Source organism: Pseudomonas sp. B40(2017) (assembly GCF_002112855.1).
GTDB classification, from domain to species: domain Bacteria; phylum Pseudomonadota; class Gammaproteobacteria; order Pseudomonadales; family Pseudomonadaceae; genus Aquipseudomonas; species Aquipseudomonas pharyngis.
This window is the reverse complement of record NZ_NEIT01000002.1, coordinates 348179-368568: the sequence shown is the minus strand read 5'-3', so window position 1 is coordinate 368568 and position 20390 is coordinate 348179. Positions and strand designations below refer to the sequence as shown.

Annotated in this window: 20 protein-coding genes and 1 other RNA gene; 13 read left to right on the top strand and 8 right to left on the bottom strand. The window is 62.6% G+C overall.

The annotated features are described in order from the left end of the window. Positions 1-139 precede the first annotated feature (139 nt). Complete coding sequence (locus tag CAF76_RS28710) at positions 140-295, top strand: hypothetical protein (RefSeq protein ID WP_007911192.1); 156 nt, start codon at positions 140-142, stop codon at positions 293-295. Positions 296-330: 35 nt separating this feature from the next. On the opposite strand, the gene CAF76_RS05315 is transcribed toward CAF76_RS28710, so the two are convergent. The 4 genes from CAF76_RS05315 to CAF76_RS05300 all read right to left on the bottom strand — a co-directional run bounded on the left by CAF76_RS05315 (position 331) and on the right by CAF76_RS05300 (position 1750). Then, positions 331-936 carry a 5-formyltetrahydrofolate cyclo-ligase gene (locus CAF76_RS05315; RefSeq protein WP_064600281.1) on the bottom strand — a complete coding sequence of 202 codons (606 nt, stop codon included), beginning with the start codon at positions 934-936 and terminating at the stop codon, positions 331-333. Between the two features lie 81 nt (positions 937-1017). Then, a non-coding RNA gene (ssrS, locus tag CAF76_RS05310) (6S RNA) lies at positions 1018-1196 on the bottom strand. Positions 1197-1226: 30 nt separating this feature from the next. Next, the gene (locus CAF76_RS05305; RefSeq protein WP_039765346.1) at positions 1227-1544 is read right to left on the bottom strand and encodes a cell division protein ZapA; all 318 of its coding nucleotides are present in this window, start codon (positions 1542-1544) and stop codon (positions 1227-1229) included. Beyond that, positions 1541-1750, bottom strand: coding sequence for a TIGR02449 family protein (locus CAF76_RS05300; RefSeq protein WP_007940359.1), 210 nt, complete (start codon positions 1748-1750; stop codon positions 1541-1543). The genes CAF76_RS05305 and CAF76_RS05300 overlap by 4 nt, the downstream gene beginning before the upstream one ends. A gap of 125 nt (positions 1751-1875) precedes the next feature. Here CAF76_RS05300 and CAF76_RS05295 point away from each other — a divergent pair, with 125 nt between their 5' ends. From CAF76_RS05295 to gcvP, 10 genes are all read left to right on the top strand, one after another. Continuing rightward, positions 1876-2436, top strand: a complete 561-nt coding sequence (locus CAF76_RS05295) for a YecA family protein (protein WP_085647021.1) — start codon at positions 1876-1878, stop codon at positions 2434-2436. A gap of 27 nt (positions 2437-2463) precedes the next feature. Continuing rightward, the gene (gene pepP, locus CAF76_RS05290) at positions 2464-3798 is read left to right on the top strand and encodes a Xaa-Pro aminopeptidase (protein ID WP_039765352.1); all 1335 of its coding nucleotides are present in this window, start codon (positions 2464-2466) and stop codon (positions 3796-3798) included. After that, positions 3795-4982, top strand: a complete 1188-nt coding sequence (gene ubiH, locus CAF76_RS05285; protein WP_011336470.1) for a 2-octaprenyl-6-methoxyphenyl hydroxylase — start codon at positions 3795-3797, stop codon at positions 4980-4982. The genes pepP and ubiH overlap by 4 nt, the downstream gene beginning before the upstream one ends. After that, positions 4975-5460 carry a DUF4442 domain-containing protein gene (locus CAF76_RS05280; protein WP_064379962.1) on the top strand — a complete coding sequence of 162 codons (486 nt, stop codon included), beginning with the start codon at positions 4975-4977 and terminating at the stop codon, positions 5458-5460. Before ubiH ends, CAF76_RS05280 begins: the two co-directional genes overlap by 8 nt. 9 nt (positions 5461-5469) lie before the next feature. Beyond that, positions 5470-6687: a 2-octaprenyl-3-methyl-6-methoxy-1,4-benzoquinol hydroxylase gene (locus CAF76_RS05275; protein ID WP_178076165.1), complete on the top strand. Its 1218-nt coding sequence runs from the start codon at positions 5470-5472 to the stop codon at positions 6685-6687. A 107-nt stretch (positions 6688-6794) separates the two neighbouring features. Next, positions 6795-7799, top strand: a complete 1005-nt coding sequence (locus CAF76_RS05270) for an extracellular solute-binding protein (protein ID WP_064600272.1) — start codon at positions 6795-6797, stop codon at positions 7797-7799. A gap of 262 nt (positions 7800-8061) precedes the next feature. After that, positions 8062-9678: an iron ABC transporter permease gene (locus CAF76_RS05265; protein ID WP_085647019.1), complete on the top strand. Its 1617-nt coding sequence runs from the start codon at positions 8062-8064 to the stop codon at positions 9676-9678. Positions 9679-9835: 157 nt separating this feature from the next. Beyond that, the gene (gcvT, locus tag CAF76_RS05260) at positions 9836-10918 is read left to right on the top strand and encodes a glycine cleavage system aminomethyltransferase GcvT (protein ID WP_085647018.1); all 1083 of its coding nucleotides are present in this window, start codon (positions 9836-9838) and stop codon (positions 10916-10918) included. A 49-nt stretch (positions 10919-10967) separates the two neighbouring features. Next, positions 10968-11351 carry a glycine cleavage system protein GcvH gene (gene gcvH / locus CAF76_RS05255; protein WP_085647017.1) on the top strand — a complete coding sequence of 128 codons (384 nt, stop codon included), beginning with the start codon at positions 10968-10970 and terminating at the stop codon, positions 11349-11351. 134 nt (positions 11352-11485) lie between these two features. Then, on the top strand, positions 11486-14359 hold the full coding sequence (gene gcvP / locus CAF76_RS05250; protein WP_085647016.1) for an aminomethyl-transferring glycine dehydrogenase: 2874 nt from the start codon (positions 11486-11488) through the stop codon (positions 14357-14359). Positions 14360-14414: 55 nt separating this feature from the next. Here gcvP and CAF76_RS05245 read toward each other — a convergent pair whose 3' ends face one another. From CAF76_RS05245 to CAF76_RS05235, 3 genes are all read right to left on the bottom strand, one after another. Next, entirely contained in the window at positions 14415-14732 is a 318-nt protein-coding gene (locus CAF76_RS05245; protein WP_007951791.1) for a DUF2388 domain-containing protein, read from the bottom strand. A 69-nt stretch (positions 14733-14801) separates the two neighbouring features. Further along, complete coding sequence (locus tag CAF76_RS05240; protein ID WP_064379973.1) at positions 14802-16586, bottom strand: GspE/PulE family protein; 1785 nt, start codon at positions 16584-16586, stop codon at positions 14802-14804. Between the two features lie 90 nt (positions 16587-16676). Continuing rightward, positions 16677-17015 carry a hypothetical protein gene (locus CAF76_RS05235; protein ID WP_085647015.1) on the bottom strand — a complete coding sequence of 113 codons (339 nt, stop codon included), beginning with the start codon at positions 17013-17015 and terminating at the stop codon, positions 16677-16679. Positions 17016-17141: 126 nt separating this feature from the next. Here CAF76_RS05235 and CAF76_RS05230 point away from each other — a divergent pair, with 126 nt between their 5' ends. Then, positions 17142-17612 (top strand): Lrp/AsnC family transcriptional regulator, encoded by a 471-nt coding sequence (locus CAF76_RS05230; RefSeq protein ID WP_007951785.1) that lies wholly within the window; start codon positions 17142-17144, stop codon positions 17610-17612. Positions 17613-17697: 85 nt separating this feature from the next. Here the strand turns inward: CAF76_RS05230 and CAF76_RS05225 are convergent, their stop codons facing one another. After that, positions 17698-19068: an inorganic triphosphatase gene (locus CAF76_RS05225; RefSeq protein WP_085647014.1), complete on the bottom strand. Its 1371-nt coding sequence runs from the start codon at positions 19066-19068 to the stop codon at positions 17698-17700. Between the two features lie 156 nt (positions 19069-19224). Here CAF76_RS05225 and argE point away from each other — a divergent pair, with 156 nt between their 5' ends. Next, positions 19225-20373 (top strand): acetylornithine deacetylase, encoded by a 1149-nt coding sequence (gene argE, locus CAF76_RS05220; RefSeq protein ID WP_085647013.1) that lies wholly within the window; start codon positions 19225-19227, stop codon positions 20371-20373. The last annotated feature ends 17 nt before the right edge of the window (positions 20374-20390 follow it).

Genomic DNA, 20390 nt, shown 5'->3' with positions numbered 1-20390 from the left:
ACGGTCGGTTGACGTCAGCATTTGCGCGACGGTTCACGTTGTCGCAAAATGCCGGCCTTTAAAGCTTGACGCTGCTGCACGGCCTACGAATGGAAACCGCTGCTGTCATCGTGATGATGTGCCTTGAGGGGGGCAATCGATGAAACGCAAACCGGATTTGCTGTGGACTTTGGTAATTTTGTTCGGTCTGGGCGTCGTGACCACCGGTTATGCGCAAAGTCTGTGGGCCAACAAGGCCGATGCACCGATTGAAGTGGCGCAACAAGTACAACAGTCGACAGCTTTCAAGCGCTGAAACTGCCTTTTCGACGCCGCTGATCCGCGCGGCGTCTATCCTGCGAAATACCACGCCTTGTCTGTCACCGTTCCCTGCAACGGTACATCCCAGCTCGCTTGCGCGAGACGTTCGACTTTCTGACATTCATGGGCCAGGCCCAATAGCGTCGGCTTGCGCCAGTTCTGGCGTCGGGCCAGATAGGCCAGGCTACGGTCGTAGAATCCGCCGCCCATGCCCAAGCGCCCGCCGACATCGTCGAATCCCACCAGTGGCAACAACACCAGATCCAGTGCCCAGACCTTGCGCTGACGGGCCAGATTGGCGCGCGGCTCAAGAATGCGGAAACGGTTGGGTTTGAGCTTTTCGCCGGGGCGGATCTGCTGAAAGACCATTTTGGTTCGTGGCCAGGCACTGAGCACCGGCAGGTAGGTTTTCTTGCCGCGACGCTGGGCAGCGCGCAGCAACAGGCGCGGGTCGATTTCACCGTCGGTGGGCAGGTACAGGGAAATGTGTCTCGCCCGGCGAAAGTGCGGGTCTTGTGCCAGTTGCCTGTACAGACCTTCGGCGGCCTGGCGCTGCTCGCTTCGCGTCAACGAGCGACGGGCCTTGCGCAGCAGGCGGCGCAGTTGGGGGCGGGGCAGCAACGCGGGTTCGGTCATGGTTCGGCTTCGGCAGGGTGGGGACGAAAACGTACGCATAAAAAATCCGATGCCGGCATGCACCGGCATCGGATTCGAATCAGGCTCCCCGGATGAGCCGCTGTCGACTTAGCCCTTGAACCCGAGAGTTCAAGGTGGAGGATGCAGTAGGCTTTAAGGCTTTCCGTCTGGCGGACATGCACACCAGCCCAACGTGCAACCCCCAGGGTAGTGCAAATCGGCTCAGGGACATCGTCAACTGGCAAGCACCCCAGGGAGTGCGGCGAGTATAACTCAAGCGGCTTGGCGAATCAGCCCTTGGTGACGTCCGGATCGGTCGCCAGCACCAGATCGACACGATCGAGCAAGTCACGCACCTGTTCACGGGTCGAACCGCTGGCCTGGATGTCCGGGCGCTCTTCTTTGTGCAAGAGGTCGTGGGTGATGTTCAGCGCGGCCATCACGGCGATGCGGTCGGCGCCGATGACTTTGCCGCTGCTGCGGATCTCGCGCATCTTGCCGTCCAGGTAGCGGGCGGCGCTGATCAGATTGCTGCGCTCTTCCTGGGGGCAGATGATCGAATACTCTTTGTCGAGGATCTGCACGGTAACGCTATTGCTTGAACTCATGAGTCTTGCTCCAGGGCCTTGAGGCGCGAAATCATCGATTCGACCTTACGCCGGGCGATTTCGTTTTTTTCAATGAGGTGCGCGCGTTCCTCGCGCCAGGTCTTTTCCTGAGCAAGTAAGAGTGCATTTTGACTCTTTAGTTGCTCGACTCGGGTAATCAGCAGTTCGAGTCTGGCCATCAGCGCTTGCAGGTCGGTGTCTTCCATTGTGTCCACTGGTTCGGTCTGATGGGTTTGGCTGGCGGACAGCCTTTAATGGTCTTGGCGAGTCTGTCGATGTAGGATACAAGGCCTTCATTCTAGACATAGCGCCGTCTGGCGCCTAGCTGCCCATGCCCATTCAGAATTCCCCGTACCAAGGCTTTGCCACCCTGCTGAAATCCAGCGGTCATTCCGTTTCGCCTGCCGAACTGCACGGCCTGTTGCTGGGGCGCAGTTGCGCCGGCGCCGGCTTCAATGCCGAAGAGTGGCTGATCGATGCCGCCGAGCTGCTCGAAAGCGAGCCGCAGGACAACGTCCGCAACGCGCTGATCGGTCTGCAGGAGATGGTCAAGAGCGAACTCACCGGCGACGACGTCACCGTGGTTCTGCTGTTGCCGAACGATGACACGCCTCTGGCCGAGCGTGCCGCCGCGCTGGGCGAATGGTGCCAGGGCTTCCTCACCGGGTTCGGCCTGAACTGCCGCGACAGCAGCATGCTGAGCACCGAGGCCACCGAAGTGTTGCAGGATCTTGCAGCGATCTCCCAGGTGCAAGACGCACTGGAAGAATCCGAAGACGGCGAAAGCGACTATATGGAAGTCATGGAGTACCTGCGTGTCGCTCCGCTGCTGCTGTTCTCCGAAACCAAAAAGGCCGACGTGCCGCCAGCGGCCAAGCCGTCGCTGCACTGATCGCGTGCCAGGGAAAGCCATCTGCCCATGATCCATATCCCGAAAGCGGAATACGCCCGGCGCCGCAAGGCGCTGATGGCGCAGATGGAACCCAACAGCATCGCGATCCTGCCGGCCGCGGCGGTCGCCATCCGCAACCGCGACGTCGAGCACGTCTATCGCCAGGACAGCGACTTCCAGTACCTCAGCGGTTTCCCCGAGCCACAGGCGGTCATCGTCCTGATGCCCGGTCGCGAACACGGCGAGTACGTGCTGTTCTGCCGTGAACGCAACGCCGAACGGGAACTCTGGGACGGCCTGCGCGCCGGCCAGGAAGGCGCGATCCGCGATTTCGGCGCCGACGACGCCTTCCCCATCACTGACATCGACGACATTCTGCCGGGCCTGATCGAAGGCCGCGACCGGGTGTATTCGGCCATGGGCAGCAACCCGGAATTCGACCGCCACCTGATGGACTGGATCAACGTGATCCGCTCCAAGGCGCACCTCGGCGCCCAGCCGCCGAACGAATTCGTTGCCCTGGATCACCTGCTGCACGACATGCGCCTGTATAAATCGGCGGCAGAAGTGAAGGTGATGCGCGAGGCCGCGCGGATTTCCGCCCAGGCTCACATCCGGGCGATGCAGGCCAGTCGTGCCGGGCTGTACGAGTACAGCCTCGAAGCCGAACTGGATTACGAGTTCCGCAAGGGCGGGGCGAAGATGCCAGCTTATGGTTCGATCGTCGCTGCCGGGCGCAACAGCTGCATCCTGCATTACCAGCAGAATGACGCGTTGCTCAAGGACGGCGATCTGGTGCTGATCGACGCCGGTTGCGAGATCGACTGCTACGCCAGCGACATCACACGCACCTGGCCGGTCAACGGCAAGTTTTCCGCCGAGCAGAAAGCGATCTACGAATTGGTCCTGGCCTCGCAGGAAGCGGCATTCGCCGAAATCGCTCCGAACAAACACTGGAACCAGGCGCACGAAGCCACGGTTCGGGTCATCACCACCGGGCTGGTGAAGCTGGGGCTGTTGCAGGGCGAAGTCGACGAATTGATCGCCTCCGAGGCCTACAAGGCGTTTTACATGCACCGCGCCGGCCACTGGCTGGGGATGGATGTGCATGACGTCGGCGAATACAAGGTCGGCGGCGAATGGCGGGTGCTGGAAGTCGGCATGGCGCTGACGGTGGAGCCGGGCATCTACATCGCCCCGGACAATCAGAACGTAGCGAAGAAATGGCGCGGCATTGGCGTGCGCATCGAGGATGACGTGGTAGTGACCAAGAGCGGTTGTGAAATCCTGACCGGCGGCGTGCCGAAAACCGTCGCCGAGATCGAAGCCCTGATGGCGCAAGCACGGACCTGCGCGGCATGAGTCGGGTCAATCTGGCAATCATCGGTGGCGGTCTGGTTGGCGCCAGTCTGGCGTTGGCCTTGCAGGCCGGGGCCAAGGCCCGTGGCTGGAAGATCGTGCTGATCGAACCGTTCGCCCCCGGTGACACCTGGCAGCCAAGCTACGACGCGCGCTCTTCGGCGCTGTCCTTCGGCTCGCGGCAGATTTATCAGCGGCTGGGCGTGTGGCAGGAAATCTCCCGCCGCGCCGAGCCGATCAAGCAGATTCATGTGTCCGACCGTGGTCGTTTCTCCACTGCTCGTCTGTCGGCGATGGAAGAGGGCGTCCCGGCGCTCGGCTATGTGGTGGAAAACGCCTGGCTCGGCCAGTGCCTGTGGCAGCACCTCGACAAAGACGTGATCAGTTGGCGCTGCCCGGCGGAAGTTTCCCGCATGGAGCCGCTGCCCGACGGCTATCGGCTGACCCTCAACGATGAAACCACGGTCGAATGCGATCTGGCGGTGCTCGCCGATGGCGGCCGTTCCGGTCTGCGCGAGCAACTGGGCATCAACGTGCGCAAGCGCCCGTACAACCAGAGCGCGCTGATCGCCAACATCACCCCGAGCGAAGCGCACAACGGCATGGCCTTCGAGCGCTTCACCGACGAAGGCCCGATGGCCCTGTTGCCGCTGCCGGAAAACCGCTGCGCGCTGGTCTGGACCCGTCTGGGCATGGACGCGCAACGTCTGGCCGACCTGAGCGAGCGTGATTTCCTCAGCGAGCTGCAAGGTGTGTTCGGCTACCGTCTCGGCACTCTGAAACAGGTTGGCGCGCGGCATCTGTATCCGCTGTCGCTGGTGGAAGCCGAAGAGCAGGTGCGTTCGCATCTGGCCGTTCTCGGCAACGCCGCCCACAGCCTGCACCCAATTGCCGGGCAGGGTTTCAACCTGTCCCTGCGCGATGCCGATGCCTTGGCCGCCGCGCTGCTGGCCAGCGACAAACCGCTGGGGGATTTCGCCACGTTGCAGGCCTATCGCGAGCGTCAGCGTCTCGATCAGGACCTCACCGTCGGCTTCTCCGATCAGGTCACGCGCCTGTTCGGCAGTACTCAGCCGCTGGTGTCGCTGGGGCGCAACATCGGCCTGCTCGGCCTCGATCTGCTGCCGCCGGCCAAACGCTGGTTCGCCCGTCAGGCCATGGGGCTGGGGACGCGGCCGGATGCGTGAGTGGCTGATCAGACGGTTTGGCAAGGCGCGGCTGATGCGCTGGATCATGACGCTCTACCCGCCGTACTTCGGCGCCGGTGTCCGGGTGCAGCACATCAGCGATGACTTTCGTGACATCCGGGTCTCGATGGGCCTGGGCTGGTACAACCGCAATTACGTCGGCACCCAGTTTGGCGGCAGTCTGTATTCGATGGTCGACCCGTTCTTCATGTTGATGCTCATGGAAAACCTCGGCTCGCGGTACATCGTCTGGGACAAGGCCGCCGACATTGATTTCATATCGCCGGGCAAAGGCCCGGTGTTCGCCCGGTTCAACATCGACGACACCCTGCTCGACGAGATCCGTCGGCAGACCGCCAGTGGCGAGAAATACCTGCCGCAGTTGCAGGTCGACATTCATGACGGCGCCGGCAACCTGGTGGCGCGGGTCGGTAAAACCCTTTACGTGCGGCTCAAGCCGCCAGCGAGACAGGCTTAAAGCATGGAAATGCGCGCGGATGTGCTGATTGTCGGAGCCGGAATGGTCGGCAGTGCCCTGGCGCTGGCGTTGCAGGGCAGCGGGCTGGAAGTCCTGCTGCTCGACGGCAGCCCGTTGAGCGTCAAACCCTTCGACGGCGATGCGCCGTTCGAGCTACGGGTGAGCGCACTGTCGGCCGCCAGCCAGCGGATCCTCGATCGCCTCGGCGTGTGGGACGGCATCGTCAATCGACGCAGCAGCCCCTACACCGACATGCACGTCTGGGACGGCAGCGGCACCGGCCAGATCCACTTCTCGGCCAGCAGCGTGCACGCCGATGTGCTCGGCCATATCGTCGAAAATCGCGTAGTGCAGGATGCCTTGCTCGACCGTTTGCATGATTGCGATATGGGCCTGCTGGCCAACGCGCGGCTGGAGCAGATGCGCCGTTCCGGTGACGACTGGCTGCTGACCCTGGCCGATGGCCGCACCTTGCGCGCGCCGCTGGTGATCGCGGCGGACGGCGCCAACTCCGCGGTGCGCCGTCTGACCGGCGTCGCCACCCGCGAATGGGATTACTTGCACCACGCCATCGTCTCCAGCGTGCGCAGCAGCAAGCCGCACCGCATGACCGCGTGGCAGCGTTTCACCGATCACGGGCCGCTGGCGTTTCTGCCGCTGGGGCGTGGTGGGCAGCAGGACTGGTGCTCGATCGTCTGGTCGACCACGCCGAGCGAAGCCGAACGGCTGATGGCGCTGGATGAGGCGGATTTCTGCCGCGAGCTGGAGCGCGCGTTCGAAGGTTGCCTCGGCGAGGTCATCAGCGCCGACCCGCGCCTGTGTGTGCCGTTACGTCAACGCCACGCCAAACGCTACGTGGCCGAAGGCCTGGCGCTGATCGGCGATGCCGCGCACACCATTCACCCGTTGGCGGGGCAGGGCGTGAATCTCGGCTTCCTTGACGCCGCGGTGCTGGCCGAAGTCTTGTTGCAGGCCAACGAACGCGGCGAACGCCTGGCGGACGTGAAAGTCCTGAGCCGCTACGAACGCCGGCGCATGCCGCACAATCTGGCGCTGATGGCGGCGATGGAAGGCTTCGAGCGGCTGTTCCAGGCCGATCCGCTGCCGCTGCGCTGGCTGCGCAACACCGGACTGAAAATCGTCGAGCAGATGCCTGAGGCCAAGGCGTTGTTCGTGCGTGAAGCATTGGGGCTGACCGGCGACTTGCCGGCCTTGGCCAAGGCCTGACAAATGTTGTGCAACATCTGGTAACTCCTTGGGAAAGTGTTCGATTGAGCTGGTAAATGTGAGTCCTTATCATTTGGGCCACTTTTCCCGACCGAGAGACCGCTCCCATGTTGGCATCCAAGCGTGTTCTGACCGCACTGGCCCTGACCCTGATCGGCAGCACCGCCGCCCAGGCCGCCGACGAGGTGGTGGTCTACTCCTCGCGTATCGATGAGCTGATCAAGCCGGTGTTCGATGCCTACACCGCCAAGACCGGGGTGAAGATCAAGTTCATCACCGACAAGGAAGCGCCGCTGATGCAGCGGATCAAGGCCGAAGGCGAGAACGCCACCGCCGACCTGCTTTTGACTGTCGATGCCGGCAACCTCTGGCAGGCCGAGCAGATGGGCATTCTCCAGCCGTTCACCTCGAAAACCATCGACACCAACATTCCCCTGCAATATCGCTCGTCCACCCACGCCTGGACGGGCCTGAGCCTGCGCGCGCGGACCATCGCCTACTCCACCGAACGGGTGAAACCGGGCGAACTGACCACCTACGAAGCATTGGCCGACAAGAACTGGGAAGGTCGCCTGTGCCTGCGCACGGCGAAGAAGGTCTACAACCAGTCGCTGACCGCCACCATGATCGAAGTCCACGGCGCCGAGAAGACCGAGCAGATCCTCAAGGGCTGGGTCAACAACCTGTCCACCGACGTGTTCTCCGACGACGTCGCGGTGCTGGAAGCGATCAATGCCGGCCAGTGCGACGTCGGCATCGTCAACACCTACTACTACGGTCGCCTGCACAAGCAGAAGCCGGAACTGCCGGTGAAACTGTTCTGGCCGAATCAGGCGGATCGTGGCGTACACGTCAACCTGTCGGGCATCGGCCTGACCAAACATGCGCCGCACCCGGAAGCGGCCAAGGCTTTGGTCGAGTGGATGACCACGCCTGAGGCGCAGAAGATCTTTGCCGATGTGAACCAGGAGTTCCCGGCGAATCCGGCGGTGAAGCCTTCGGAAGAAGTGGCGGCGTGGGGCCAGTTCGTGGCAGATACGCTGCCGGTTGAAGTGGCGGGCAAGCGTCAGGCTGAAGCGATCCGGATGATGGATCGGGCGGGTTGGAACTGAGTATGTTGCCGGTTGCTGTGTTCGCTTAAGATCGCTGCCCTCACCCCAGCCCTCCCGAAACGTCGGACCGCCCGGAGGGAGAGGGAGCCGATTTGCGCCGAATTCGAATCCTGAGTTCGACGCGATATCTCAGGTCGATGTATAGCGAATGAACAACACGGTCAGTCCCCTCTCCCTCCGGGAGAGGGTTAGGGTGAGGGCAGCAATCCCCACTTGAAACACTCAGCTGAACAACACCAAAAAATCCCTTAGAGACCCAAAAGTGGCCCACCCCGCCCAACGCCGCTGGTACCCCATCGTCTTCGCCATCGCCGCGTTGGTGCTGCTCCCCCTCAGCGTGCTCCTGCTCTCGTGGCAGACCATCGATCACCAGATCTGGTCCCACCTGTGGGAAACCCAGATGCCGCGCCTGCTGGGCAACACCCTGACGCTGGTCCTCGGCGTTGGCGTCGGCGTAACGCTGATCGGCGTAAGCCTCGCCTGGCTCACCAGCCTCTGCGAGTTCCCCGGGCGGCGCTGGCTCGACTGGGCGCTGATGCTGCCGTTCGCCATCCCGGCCTACGTGCTGGCATTCGTCTTCGTCGGACTGCTGGACTTCGCAGGCCCCGTGCAAACCCTGCTGCGCGAATGGTTCGGCAGCGGCCTGCGCCTGCCGCGAGTGCGCTCCACCGGTGGCGTGATTCTGGTGCTGGTGCTGGTGTTTTATCCCTACGTTTATCTATTGGCGCGTACTGCGTTCCTGGCTCAGGGCAAGGGCCTGATGGAAGCGGCGCGAGTGCTCGGTCAGTCACCGTGGCAAGCGTTCTGGCGTGTCGCATTGCCGATGGCGCGGCCGGCCATCGGTGCTGGTGTGGCGCTGGCACTGATGGAAACGCTGGCGGATTTCGGTGCGGTGTCGGTGTTCAACTTCGACACCTTCACCACTGCCATCTACAAGACCTGGTACGGCTTTTTCAGTCTGCCCAGCGCTGCGCAACTGGCCAGCCTGTTGCTGCTGGTGGTGATGCTGGTGTTGTACGGCGAACGTCGCGCGCGCGGCGCCAATCGGGCGAGTAACGAGCGGCCACGGGTCAAGGCGCTGTATCACCTGCGCGGGCCCAAGGCCTGGGCGGCGACCGGTTGGTGCGGTCTGGTGTTCGCCTGCGCATTTGTCATTCCGGTGCTGCAACTGGTGGTGTGGTTCTGGCAGCGCGGGCGCTTCGACCTGGATGAGCGCTACGCCGGGCTGATTCTCCATACGTTGTATTTGGGCGGCATGGCGGCGCTGATCACGGTCAGCGTGGCGATGTTGCTGGCCTTCGCCCGGCGTCTGGCGCCGACCCGGACGATCAACTCCGCAGTCGGTCTGGCCAATCTCGGTTATGCCTTGCCGGGCTCGGTGCTGGCGGTGTCGATCATGCTGGCGTTCAGTTATCTGGACCGGGAGCTGGTGATTCCGCTGTCCGGCTGGCTCGGCGGGGCGGGCAAACCGTTGCTGCTGGGCAGTCTGGCGGCGCTGCTGCTGGCGTATCTGGTGCGTTTCGTGGCGGTGGCCTATGGGCCTCTGGAAAGCAGTCTGGCGCGTATACGGCCCTCTTTGCCTGAAGCGGCACGTAGCCTGGGTGTCAGTGGGCCGCGACTGTTTTTCAAAGTGTATCTGCCGCTGTTACTGCCCGGCACGCTCAGCGCGGCGTTGCTGGTGTTCGTCGATGTGCTCAAGGAAATGCCCGCGACCCTGCTGATGCGCCCGTTTGGCTGGGACACACTGGCGGTGCGGATCTTCGAAATGACTAGCGAAGGCGAATGGGCAAGGGCGTCATTGCCGGCGCTGACCCTGGTATTGGTCGGTCTGCTGCCGGTTATCGGTTTGATCCGGCGCTCGGCGCACAGAAACACTTAGTCGTCAGTCCTGAATCATGCGGCTACAATGCGCGGCATTCGGTGCGGTCCGTCTGACAGACCCTGTCGCTGAAATCGGCTGAAGGCCCTTTTTTACAGGGCTTTCCGAACCGTGCAGCAGCGCTCCGCACCTTCGCCACGCCCGGAAGGAGAAACCCATGGGACAGCGCACGCCTCTGTATGACCTGCATCTCGCCCTCGGCGCGAAGATGGTCGATTTTGGCGGTTGGGACATGCCCCTGCATTACGGCTCGCAGGTCGAGGAGCACCACGAGGTGCGTCGCGATTGCGGGGTGTTCGATGTTTCCCACATGACCGTGATCGATGTCACCGGCCCCCAGGCCAAGGCCTGGCTTCAGCATTTGCTGGCCAATGACGTCGAACGCCTGCACAGCCCCGGCCGTGCGTTGTACAGCACCATGCTCAACGAGCGCGGCGGCATCGTCGACGACATGATCGTCTACCGCCTCGAAGACGGTTATCGTCTGGTGGTCAACGCCTCCACTCGCGATCAGGACCTGGCCTGGATGCAGGCACAGCTGGGCAGCTTCGATGTGCAAATGCACGAACGCTCCGAGCTGGCGATGCTCGCCATTCAAGGCCCCCATGCCCGGCACAAGATTGCCGAACTGGTGACCCAGTCCCGCGCCAACCTGATCCAGATGCTCAAGCCTTTCGAAGGCCACGTCGACGGCGACTGGTTCATCGCGCGCACCGGCTACACCGGTGAGGACGGTCTGGAAATCGCCCTGCCAGCCGATCAGGCCCCCGGATTCTTCAACGATCTGGTGGGCGCCGGCATTTCCCCCATTGGTCTCGGCGCTCGCGACACGCTGCGGGTCGAAGCCGGCATGAACCTCTACGGTCAGGACATCCATCAGGACATTTCGCCACTGGCCTCGAACATGGCCTGGAGCATCGCCTGGGAGCCGGCCACGCGCCGCTTCATCGGTCGCGATGCGCTGGAGGCGGAAAAAGCCGTTGGTGTGCAGCACAAACTGGTCGGTCTGGTGCTTGAGGAGCGCGGGGTTTTGCGGGCCCATCAGGTCGTTCGTATCGCTGATGTTGGCGAAGGGGAGATCACCAGTGGTAGTTTCTCTCCTACGCTTAGCAAGTCGATTGCCCTGGCGCGTGTACCGATGGCGACTGCCGACCGCGCCGAAGTGGAAATCCGTGGCAAGTGGTATCCGGTACGCGTGGTCAAACCGACCTTCGTACGCCATGGCAAAACCCTGATCTAAACCTTTTCCGGCGGGCACGACCGCTGACAATTTCTTGAGGACACCGAGCATGAGCAACATCCCAGCTGAACTGCGTTTTGCCGAAAGTCATGAATGGGCGCGCCTTGAAGCCGACGGCACCGTCACTGTGGGCATCAGCGATCACGCCCAGGAAGCGTTGGGTGATGTGGTGTTTGTCGAGCAGGCAGAAGTGGGCAAGGTGTTCGCCGCCGGTGATACCGCCGGTGTCGTCGAGTCGGTCAAGGCCGCTTCCGACATCTACTCTCCGGTCGGTGGCGAAGTGATTGCCGTCAACGAAGACTTGGCCGGTTCGCCGGAAGAACTGAACAACGATCCGTACGCCGCGTGGATCTTCAAGCTCAAGCCAAGCGACAAGGCCGAGCTGGACAAGCTGCTCGACGCTGCCGCCTACAAGGCTGCCATCGGCGAGTAAGCTGCAGGCGAGACTCCAAAGCCCCGACCCGTCGGGGCTTTTTTCTGCCCGGGACTTTGGCCTTCGGGGTGGCTGCTATGCTGGTTTGACCGTGTTGCATTGACGCTGAGCCGCCAGCCAAGAGAGAGCCCGTCATGTCCCAGTTGCCATCCCTGAGCCAGTTACGCGATCCCCATGCCTTTCTGCGCCGCCACCTCGGCCCCGATGCCGCCGAGCAACAGGCGATGCTCGACAGCCTCGGCCTCGGCAGCCGGGTCGAACTAATCGAACAGACCGTGCCGCCGGGCATTCGCCTCAACCGCGAGCTGGACCTGCCGCCGGCGCTGGACGAGCAGGCAGCGCTGGCCAAACTGCGTGGTTATGCCGAACAGAACCAGGTCTGGACCAGCCTGATCGGCATGGGCTACCACGGCACCCTGACCCCGACCGTCATCCTGCGCAACGTGCTGGAAAATCCCGGTTGGTACACGGCTTACACGCCTTATCAACCGGAAATCGCTCAGGGCCGGCTCGAAGCGTTGCTCAACTTTCAGCAACTCACCATCGACCTCACCGGTCTGGAACTGGCCAACGCCTCCCTGCTCGATGAAGCCACCGCTGCGGCGGAAGCCATGGCCCTGGCCAAGCGCGTGGCGAAGTCGAAGAGCAATCTGTTCTTCGTCGACGAAAACTGTCATCCCCAGACCATTTCCGTGGTGCAGACCCGCGCCGAAGGCTTCGGCTTCGAGCTGATCGTCGACGCTGTGGATAACTTGAAGCAGCACCAGGTATTCGGCGCATTGCTGCAATACCCCGACACCCACGGCGAGATCCGTGACCTGCGACCCTTGATCGATCACCTGCACGCGCAGCAGGCGCTGGCCTGCGTGGCGACCGACCTGTTGAGTCTGTTGCTGCTGACCCCGCCGGGCGAACTGGGTGCCGATGTGGTGTTCGGTTCATCCCAGCGCTTTGGCGTGCCGATGGGTTACGGCGGGCCGCACGCGGCGTTTTTCGCCAGCCGCGAGGAATACAAACGAGCGATACCGGGGCGGATCATCGGCGTATCGAAAGATGCCCGTGGCAACGTCGCGCTGCGCATGGCCCTGCAAACCCGCGAGCAGCATATTCGTCGGGAGAAGGCCAATTCGAACATCTGCACTGCCCAGGTCCTGTTGGCCAACATCGCCAGTTTCTATGCGGTCTATCACGGCCCGGAAGGACTGAAACGAATCGCCCAGCGCGTGCACCGGCTGACCTGCATTCTCGCCGCCGGGCTCGACCGCCATGGCATCCAGCGCCTCAACCAACACTTCTTCGACACCCTCACGCTGGACGTGGGCGGGGCGCAAACCGCGATCATCGAAAGCGCTCGGGCCGCGCAGATCAACCTGCGCATCCTCGGTCGTGGTCGACTGGGTCTGAGCCTTGACGAGACTTGTGATGAAAGCACCGTGGCCAGACTGTTCGATGTGCTGCTGGGCGCCGATCACGGGTTGAACGTCGCTGATCTCGACGCTGAAACGCTGGCCTCCGGCATTCCCGACACGCTGCAACGCAGCACGCCGTACCTGCGTCATCCGGTGTTCAACGCCCACCACAGCGAAACCGAGATGCTGCGCTACCTCAAGCAACTGGAGAACAAGGATCTGGCGCTTAACCAGTCGATGATTCCGCTGGGCTCCTGCACCATGAAACTCAACGCCACCAGCGAAATGATCCCGATCACCTGGCCGCAATTCGCCAACCTGCACCCGTTCGTGCCCCGCGAGCAGGCAGTCGGGTACACGCTGATGATCGAGGAACTGGAGCGCTGGCTGTGTGCGATCACCGGGTTCGATGCAATCTGCATGCAGCCCAACTCCGGCGCCCAGGGCGAGTACGCCGGGTTGCTGGCAATCCGCAAATACCACGAGAGCCGCCAGCAGGGCGGGCGGGATATCTGCCTGATTCCTTCTTCGGCCCACGGCACCAACCCGGCCTCGGCGCAGATGGCCGGGATGCGCGTGGTGATCGTTGAGTGCGATGAGGCGGGCAACGTTGATCTGGAGGATTTGAAAGCCAAGGCGTCCGAAGCTGGGGCCAAGCTGTCGTGCCTGATGGCGACCTACCCGTCGACCCACGGCGTGTACGAGGAAGGCATCAGCGAAATCTGCGAAGTTATCCACCAGCACGGCGGCCAGGTGTACATGGACGGCGCCAACCTCAATGCCCAAGTCGGGTTGGCGCGGCCGGCGGACATTGGCGCCGACGTGTCACACATGAACCTGCACAAGACCTTCTGCATACCCCACGGCGGAGGCGGGCCGGGCATGGGGCCGATTGGTGTGCGTGCGCATCTGGCGCCATTCGTTGCCAACCATCCGGTGATTCCGATTGACGGACCGCAACCGCAGAACGGTGCGGTCAGTGCCGCGCCGTGGGGCAGTGCGAGCATTCTGCCAATCAGTTGGATGTACATCGCGATGATGGGGCCACAACTGGCGGATGCCAGCGAGGTGGCGATCCTCGCGGCGAATTACCTGGCGCAGCATCTGTCCGGTGCCTTTCCGGTGCTCTACACCGGGCGCAACGAGCGGGTCGCCCATGAATGCATTCTGGATCTGCGGCCGCTGAAAGCGCAGACCGGCATCAGCGAGGAAGACGTCGCCAAGCGCCTGATGGATTACGGCTTCCACGCGCCGACCATGTCGTTCCCGGTGCCGGGCACCTTGATGGTCGAGCCGACCGAAAGCGAGTCCAAGGCCGAACTGGATCGCTTCATCGGTGCGATGCTGAGCATCCGTGCAGAAATCACCGAGGTGCAGAACGGCAACTGGCCGGCCGAGGACAACCCGCTCAAACGGGCGCCGCATACCCTGGCCGATATCACCGGCGTGTGGGAGCGGCCGTACAGCATCGAGCAGGGCATCACGCCGGATGCACACACCAAGGCGCACAAATATTGGCCGGCGGTGAACCGCGTGGATAACGTCTACGGCGACCGCAACCTGTTCTGCGCCTGCGTGCCGGTGGACGATTACCGCTGAACAGCGGGCAAAAAAACGCCGCTCGTGTGAGCGGCATTTTTGTCTGTCCGGAAGGTTATTCCGACGCCACGGCGTTCTTCGCCAGAATCGCGTTCGCCAGTTCCATGTCCGTTGCCTGCAGGCCCGGGTTATCGGCGCGGACTTTCTGCATCGCCGCTTCCAGGTACGGGCCACGGATCCCGCCGTCGCTGGCGACGAAGCTGCCGGCGTCGTCCTGGGCGGCAACGATCAGTTTGTGATCCTTGAAGGTCAGGTAGGTCGAGCCGGTAGTGGCACCGGACGAAATGACGTTACGCCAAAAGCTGTCGGCCATCGCTGAACCAACAGGGAGGGACAGCAAGGCGAGGGTGGCGACAGCAAGTTTGAGACGCATGTTGGGTGACTCCACTGGTGTTGAATAACGGGTTGGATCGTCGTAACGCCGATCCGGTTCCGTGAGAGGCTATTTCTGCTCGCTCTGTGGTGTCACCCGCAATACTTCTTCAAGAGTTGTCAGCCCCGCCGCGACTTTCTGCGCGCCGGACAATCGCAGGCTGCGCATGCCTTCCTTGAACGCTTGCCGACGGATCGCGGTGAGATCGGTGTCGGGGCTGATCAAGGCCTTGAGGCTGTCGCTCAGTTGCATGATTTCGTAGACCCCGGCGCGCCCGTGATAACCGGTGTCGCGACACTCCAGGCAACCGATGGCCCGTTGCGCATTGCCCGGCAGCGGCGCCTGCCACGGCCGGGTCAGGGTTTGCCAGTCTTCTTCGTCCAGCGTCAGCGGCGCCTTGCAGTGCGGACACAGGGTGCGCACCAGGCGTTGCGCCATCACGCCAAGCACGGTGGCCTTGATCAGGTAATGCGGCACGCCGAGTTCCAGCAGACGGCTGATGGCGCTCGGCGCGTCGTTGGTGTGCAGGGTCGAGAGCACCAGGTGCCCGGTCAGCGCCGCCTGGATCGCCATTTCGGCGGTTTCCAGGTCGCGGATCTCGCCGATCATGATGATGTCCGGGTCTTGCCGCATCAGCGCCCGCACGCCGGCGGCGAACGTCAGGTCGATGTTGTGCTGGACCTGCATCTGGTTGAAGGCCGGCTCGACCATCTCGATCGGGTCCTCGATGGTGCAGAGGTTGACCTCCGGGGTCGCCAGTTTTTTCAGCGTGGTGTACAGCGTAGTGGTCTTGCCGGAACCGGTCGGGCCGGTGACCAGGATGATGCCGTTGGGCTGGCGGGTCATGTCCTGCCAGCGCCGCAGGTCGTCGGCGGAAAAGCCAAGTTGATCGAAATCCTTGAGCAGCACCTCCGGGTCGAAGATTCGCATGACCATTTTTTCGCCGAACGCGGTGGGCAGGGTCGACAGCCGCAACTCGACTTCACCGCCGTCCGGAGTCTTGGTCTTGACCCGGCCGTCCTGAGGTTTGCGCTTCTCGGCGACGTTCATCCGGCCAAGGCTTTTCAGGCGGCTGACGATGGCCATCGTCACCTGCGGCGGGAATTGATAGACGTTGTGCAGCACGCCGTCGATGCGAAAACGCACCGTGCCTTGCTCGCGCCGGGGTTCGATGTGGATATCGCTGGCCCGTTGCTGGAAGGCGTACTGGAACAGCCAGTCGACGATGTTGACGATGTGCGCGTCGTTGGCGTCCGGTTCCTGATCGCTGGCGCCGAGGTTGAGCAGTTGTTCGAAGTTGCCGAGGTTGCCGCCCTGCGCATCGGCATTGCTGGCGCCGCTGACCGATTTGGCGAGGCGGAAGAATTCGACGCTGAAACGCTGAATGTCCGCCGGGTTGGCCACCACCCGTTTGATCGGCAGTTTCAGCACGTGAGTCAGATCGGCCTCCCAGCCGCTGACGTAGGGCTGGGCGCTGGCCACGGTGACCGCGTCGCGGTCGACCGACACCGCGAGGATCTTGTGGCGCTGCGCAAAGGCATAGGACATCAGCGGCGTGATGGCGGCGACGTTGATCTTCAGCGGATCGATTCGCAGGTACGGCTGGCCGGCCTGCTGCGCCAGCCACAGGGTCAGGCTTTCCAGGTCGAGGTGTTTGCCCGGACGGCTGAGATCGTCCAGTTGCTGGCTGGCGATGAATTCCAGCGGATGCTTCTGGCCGTGGGCGGCATGCCGACGCCGGGCGTTGAGCGCTTGCTCCGCCGAGTCCTGGCAGATGAAGCCTTGGGCGACCAGCTCCCGCAGTACCTCATTGAGATCCAGCCAGCGGTCCTGAGTGGCGAGTTGAACGGACATGCGGGCTCCTTTTGAACGACAGTGCGCAAAGGATAGTCGTGGCCCCGCCGACCGTTGGGCCACTACCCGACGAAGACGTTTCGGTTCTTGTCAGCCGGCCGCCTGCGCCGGTGCATCCCATGCCGCGTCGGGATTTTGCAGGTTCACCGAGCAGACGCTGATCAGGTTACGAAGTTTTTCCGCGATCACCTGGGCGCGGTGCCAGCTCAGGCCACCCATGACGATGTCGATCGACAGCAAGTCGTCCAGCCGCTGGACATCCACCTGTTCCGGGGTGAGGCACTGCAAGGCGAACAGGTTCAGCACCCGCACCAGCAAATCCGGCTCGGCCTCGGCCAGGATCTGGTATTGCGCAAGGCAATGGGCGTTGCTGGCGTTCCACACATCGGCACGGGGCGCGGGGGTGTTCACGGCTTCGAGGTGTGGCATGGCAGGTCTCCGGAATCAGTGGAGGAATTTTTACATTCGATGCCGGGCATTTCTTGTCTAAGATGAGCTGATCAGGCGATTGGTAAGGTTGATCAATTCGCCATTAGCTTATTTTGGGGATTATTTATGCACAGCGAGCTGGACAGCTACGACCGGCGCATTCTCGCCCTGCTGCAAGAGGACGCTTCCTTGTCCAGCGCACAGATCGCCGAACAGGTGGGTCTGTCGCAATCGCCGTGCTGGCGGCGGATTCAGCGGATGAAGGAGGAGGGGATCATTCGTGGCCAGGTGACTTTGCTTGATCGCAAGAAGATCGGCCTGAACACGCAGATCTTCGCCGAGATCAAACTCAACGCCCACGGCCGTTCGAACTTCACTGAGTTCACCGAGGCGATTCGCGGCTTTCCCGAAGTGCTGGAGTGTTACGTGCTGATGGGAGCGGTGGATTTCCTGCTGCGAATCGTCGCGGCTGACATCGAGGCGTATGAGCGGTTCTTTTTCGAGAAGCTGTCGCTGGTGCCGGGGATTCAGGAAGTGAACTCGATTGTGGCGTTGTCGGAGATCAAGTCCACGACGAGTTTGCCGGTACTGCGCTGAATGTGCTGGCCTCATCGCTAGCAGGCTCGCTCCCACAGTTGGAAAGCATTTCCCTGTGGGAGCGAGCCTGCTCGCGAAAGGAATGTTACATACGCAACAGCATTTTCCAGGCGCGGTTCTGATACACCGCAATCGCCTGATGCTTGCGCGCATCGAGCAGTTCTTCGGTGATGGTCGGCTCGTTGGCCAGTTGCGCCAGTTTGTTCAGCTCGCCGTACAGACGATCCATTTCCGGGATCTCCAGCACGTTGCGCGCGTGGTGCAGCCAGACCTGGATGCGCTCGATGCGCGGCAATTGCTCGGCCAGATCTTCCGGTTGCTGCTGATAACGCTGCAATTGCAGCGAAGTGGCTTCTTCGCCCAGCAGGCGCGGCAGCCAGCTTTGCAACTGCGCGGCACCCTGGCGATTGCCACGGGTGTTACGGTCCGCCGTCCAGGTACGGGCCAGCAACCAGCGCGAAGCGTTCAGCGAAAACAGGCCCCAGCGCGGATCTTCCAGTTCTTCGAGGAACTGCTCCGGCGCGGCTTTGCGCACGTCTTCGTCTTCGATGCCGACCTGTACCAGCGGGCGCCAGTCTTCCAGCAGGGCATCGAGGGCAACGCGCAGGTCGTGGGTCGACGGACGCGGTGCGGCCTGGCCGAGGCTGCTGAGCAGGGCGCGCATTTCCGCGAGGTTCTCGACCCAGTCCTGCAACAGGCGCCAGTGGCCGTTGAAGCGATACTGTTCGGCCAGACGCTGGCTGCTGCCGAGCAGGTGCCAGGCCAGGGCGGCGAAAGCGTCGTCCAGCGGGGTTTCGGCGGTGATGGCCGGCGCCGGCAGGCTCAGCGAGTAGCTGTTGGCGTCGTACAGGCGATAGCCGCGCTCGGCCTTGCTGATGTCGCACGGCATCAGGGCCAGGGTTTCGGCCAGTTCGGCGGCCAGTTCCAGCAGCGCGGCAGGCTCGCCTTCGCGCAGCTCCAGTTCCAGCTCGCAGATTTCTTCTTTCTGTTTGCCGACTACCACGTGGCCCAGGTCCAGCGCGGCTTCGATGACCACTTTGGTCTTGCCACGGCCCCAGGCGATTTCGGCACGCTCGCGGACGAAATCGGTGGTGAAGATCGGCTTCAGGGTTTTCTTGTCCAGCTCGGCGAGGGACTCGGGCCAGCATTCACCGTCGAGTTTTTTCACGTCGAGCTTGGCTTTGGGCAGGTTCCAGTCGTACTCGTTACGCTCGGACAGGCCGGCGACGCTCTGGCCACGGGTCTTGAGGGTCTGAATGACTTCTTCGCCGTCCTTGCGCAGACGCAGGGCAACCTTGGCCCGGGCCAGGTCACGCTCAGGCGTGTCGAAATACTGATTCATCAACTCACGGCGTTCCCAGCCACTTTTGTTGCGTTTTTTCAGGAGAGGGTGCTCGCGCAGGGCGGCGAGGGTTTCGCGGCTGACGCGGAGTTTGATTTCGGTTTCTTTCTGCATGGCCGGAAAATCCAGGATCGGGAGCGCAGCCGGGGGAATGTGTGGCTGCCAAGGCCGTGCAGTGTACAGGACTGAACCTTCCTACGCTTTGCGGCGGTTTATTCTCGGCGCCGGATGGTTCTATGATGAACCTCAATCCGGGAGTTGGAGTCAGCGATGCCTTTGCCGTCCATGCAAGACCAGTTCGCTGCACTGATCGCCGCGCCGTCGGTCAGTTGCACCCAGCCGGGCCTCGACCAGTCCAACCGGGCGGTGATCGATCTGCTCGCGGGTTGGCTTGGCGACCTGGGTTTCAGTTGCGACATCCAGCAGGTCAACCCCGGCAAATTCAATCTGCTCGCCAGTTTCGGCAGCGGCCCCGGCGGGCTGGTGCTGGCCGGACACAGCGACACGGTGCCGTACGACGATGCGCTGTGGAAAACCGACCCGCTGAAACTCACCGAAGTCGACGGCCGCTGGGTCGGCCTCGGCAGTTGCGACATGAAGGGCTTCTTCGCCCTGATCATCGAAGCCGTGCAACCGCTGCTCGATCAATCGTTCAAGCAGCCGCTGCTGATCCTCGCCACCTGCGATGAAGAAAGCTCGATGTCCGGTGCCCGTGCGCTGGCCGAAGCGGGGCGACCGCTTGGCCGGGCGGCGGTGATCGGCGAGCCGACCGGGCTCAAGCCGATCCGCATGCACAAGGGCATCATGATGGAGCGCATCGATATCCTCGGGCAGAGCGGCCATTCGTCGGATCCGCGCCTGGGGCACAGCGCCCTCGAAGCGATGCACGACGCCATCGGCGAACTGCGCGGCCTGCGCCTGTTGTGGCAGCGCGAATTCAACAACCCGCAGTTCAGTGTGCCGCAGCCGACCATGAACTTCGGCTGTATCCACGGTGGCGACAACCCCAACCGCATCTGCGGTCAGTGTTCGCTGGAGTTCGACCTGCGGCCGTTGCCGGGGATGGACCCCAAGCTCTTGCGCAGCGAGATTCTGCGCAAGCTCAACCCGGTCGCCGAGCGGCATAAAGTGAAGATCGATTACGCGCCGCTGTTTCCCGAAGTGCCGCCGTTCGAACAGGCCGAAGACGCGGAGTTAGTGCGAATTGCCGAAAAACTCACCGGCCACAAGGCCGAAGCGGTAGCGTTCGGCACCGAAGCGCCTTATCTTCAGCGCCTTGGCTGCGAAACCATCGTGCTTGGCCCCGGCGACATCGCCTGTGCGCACCAACCGGGCGAGTACCTCGAAATGTCACGTTTGCAGCCTACCGTGCATCTATTGCGGCAGTTGATCGAACATTACTGTCTCAAAGCTGTATAAATTGCCCACACACCCAC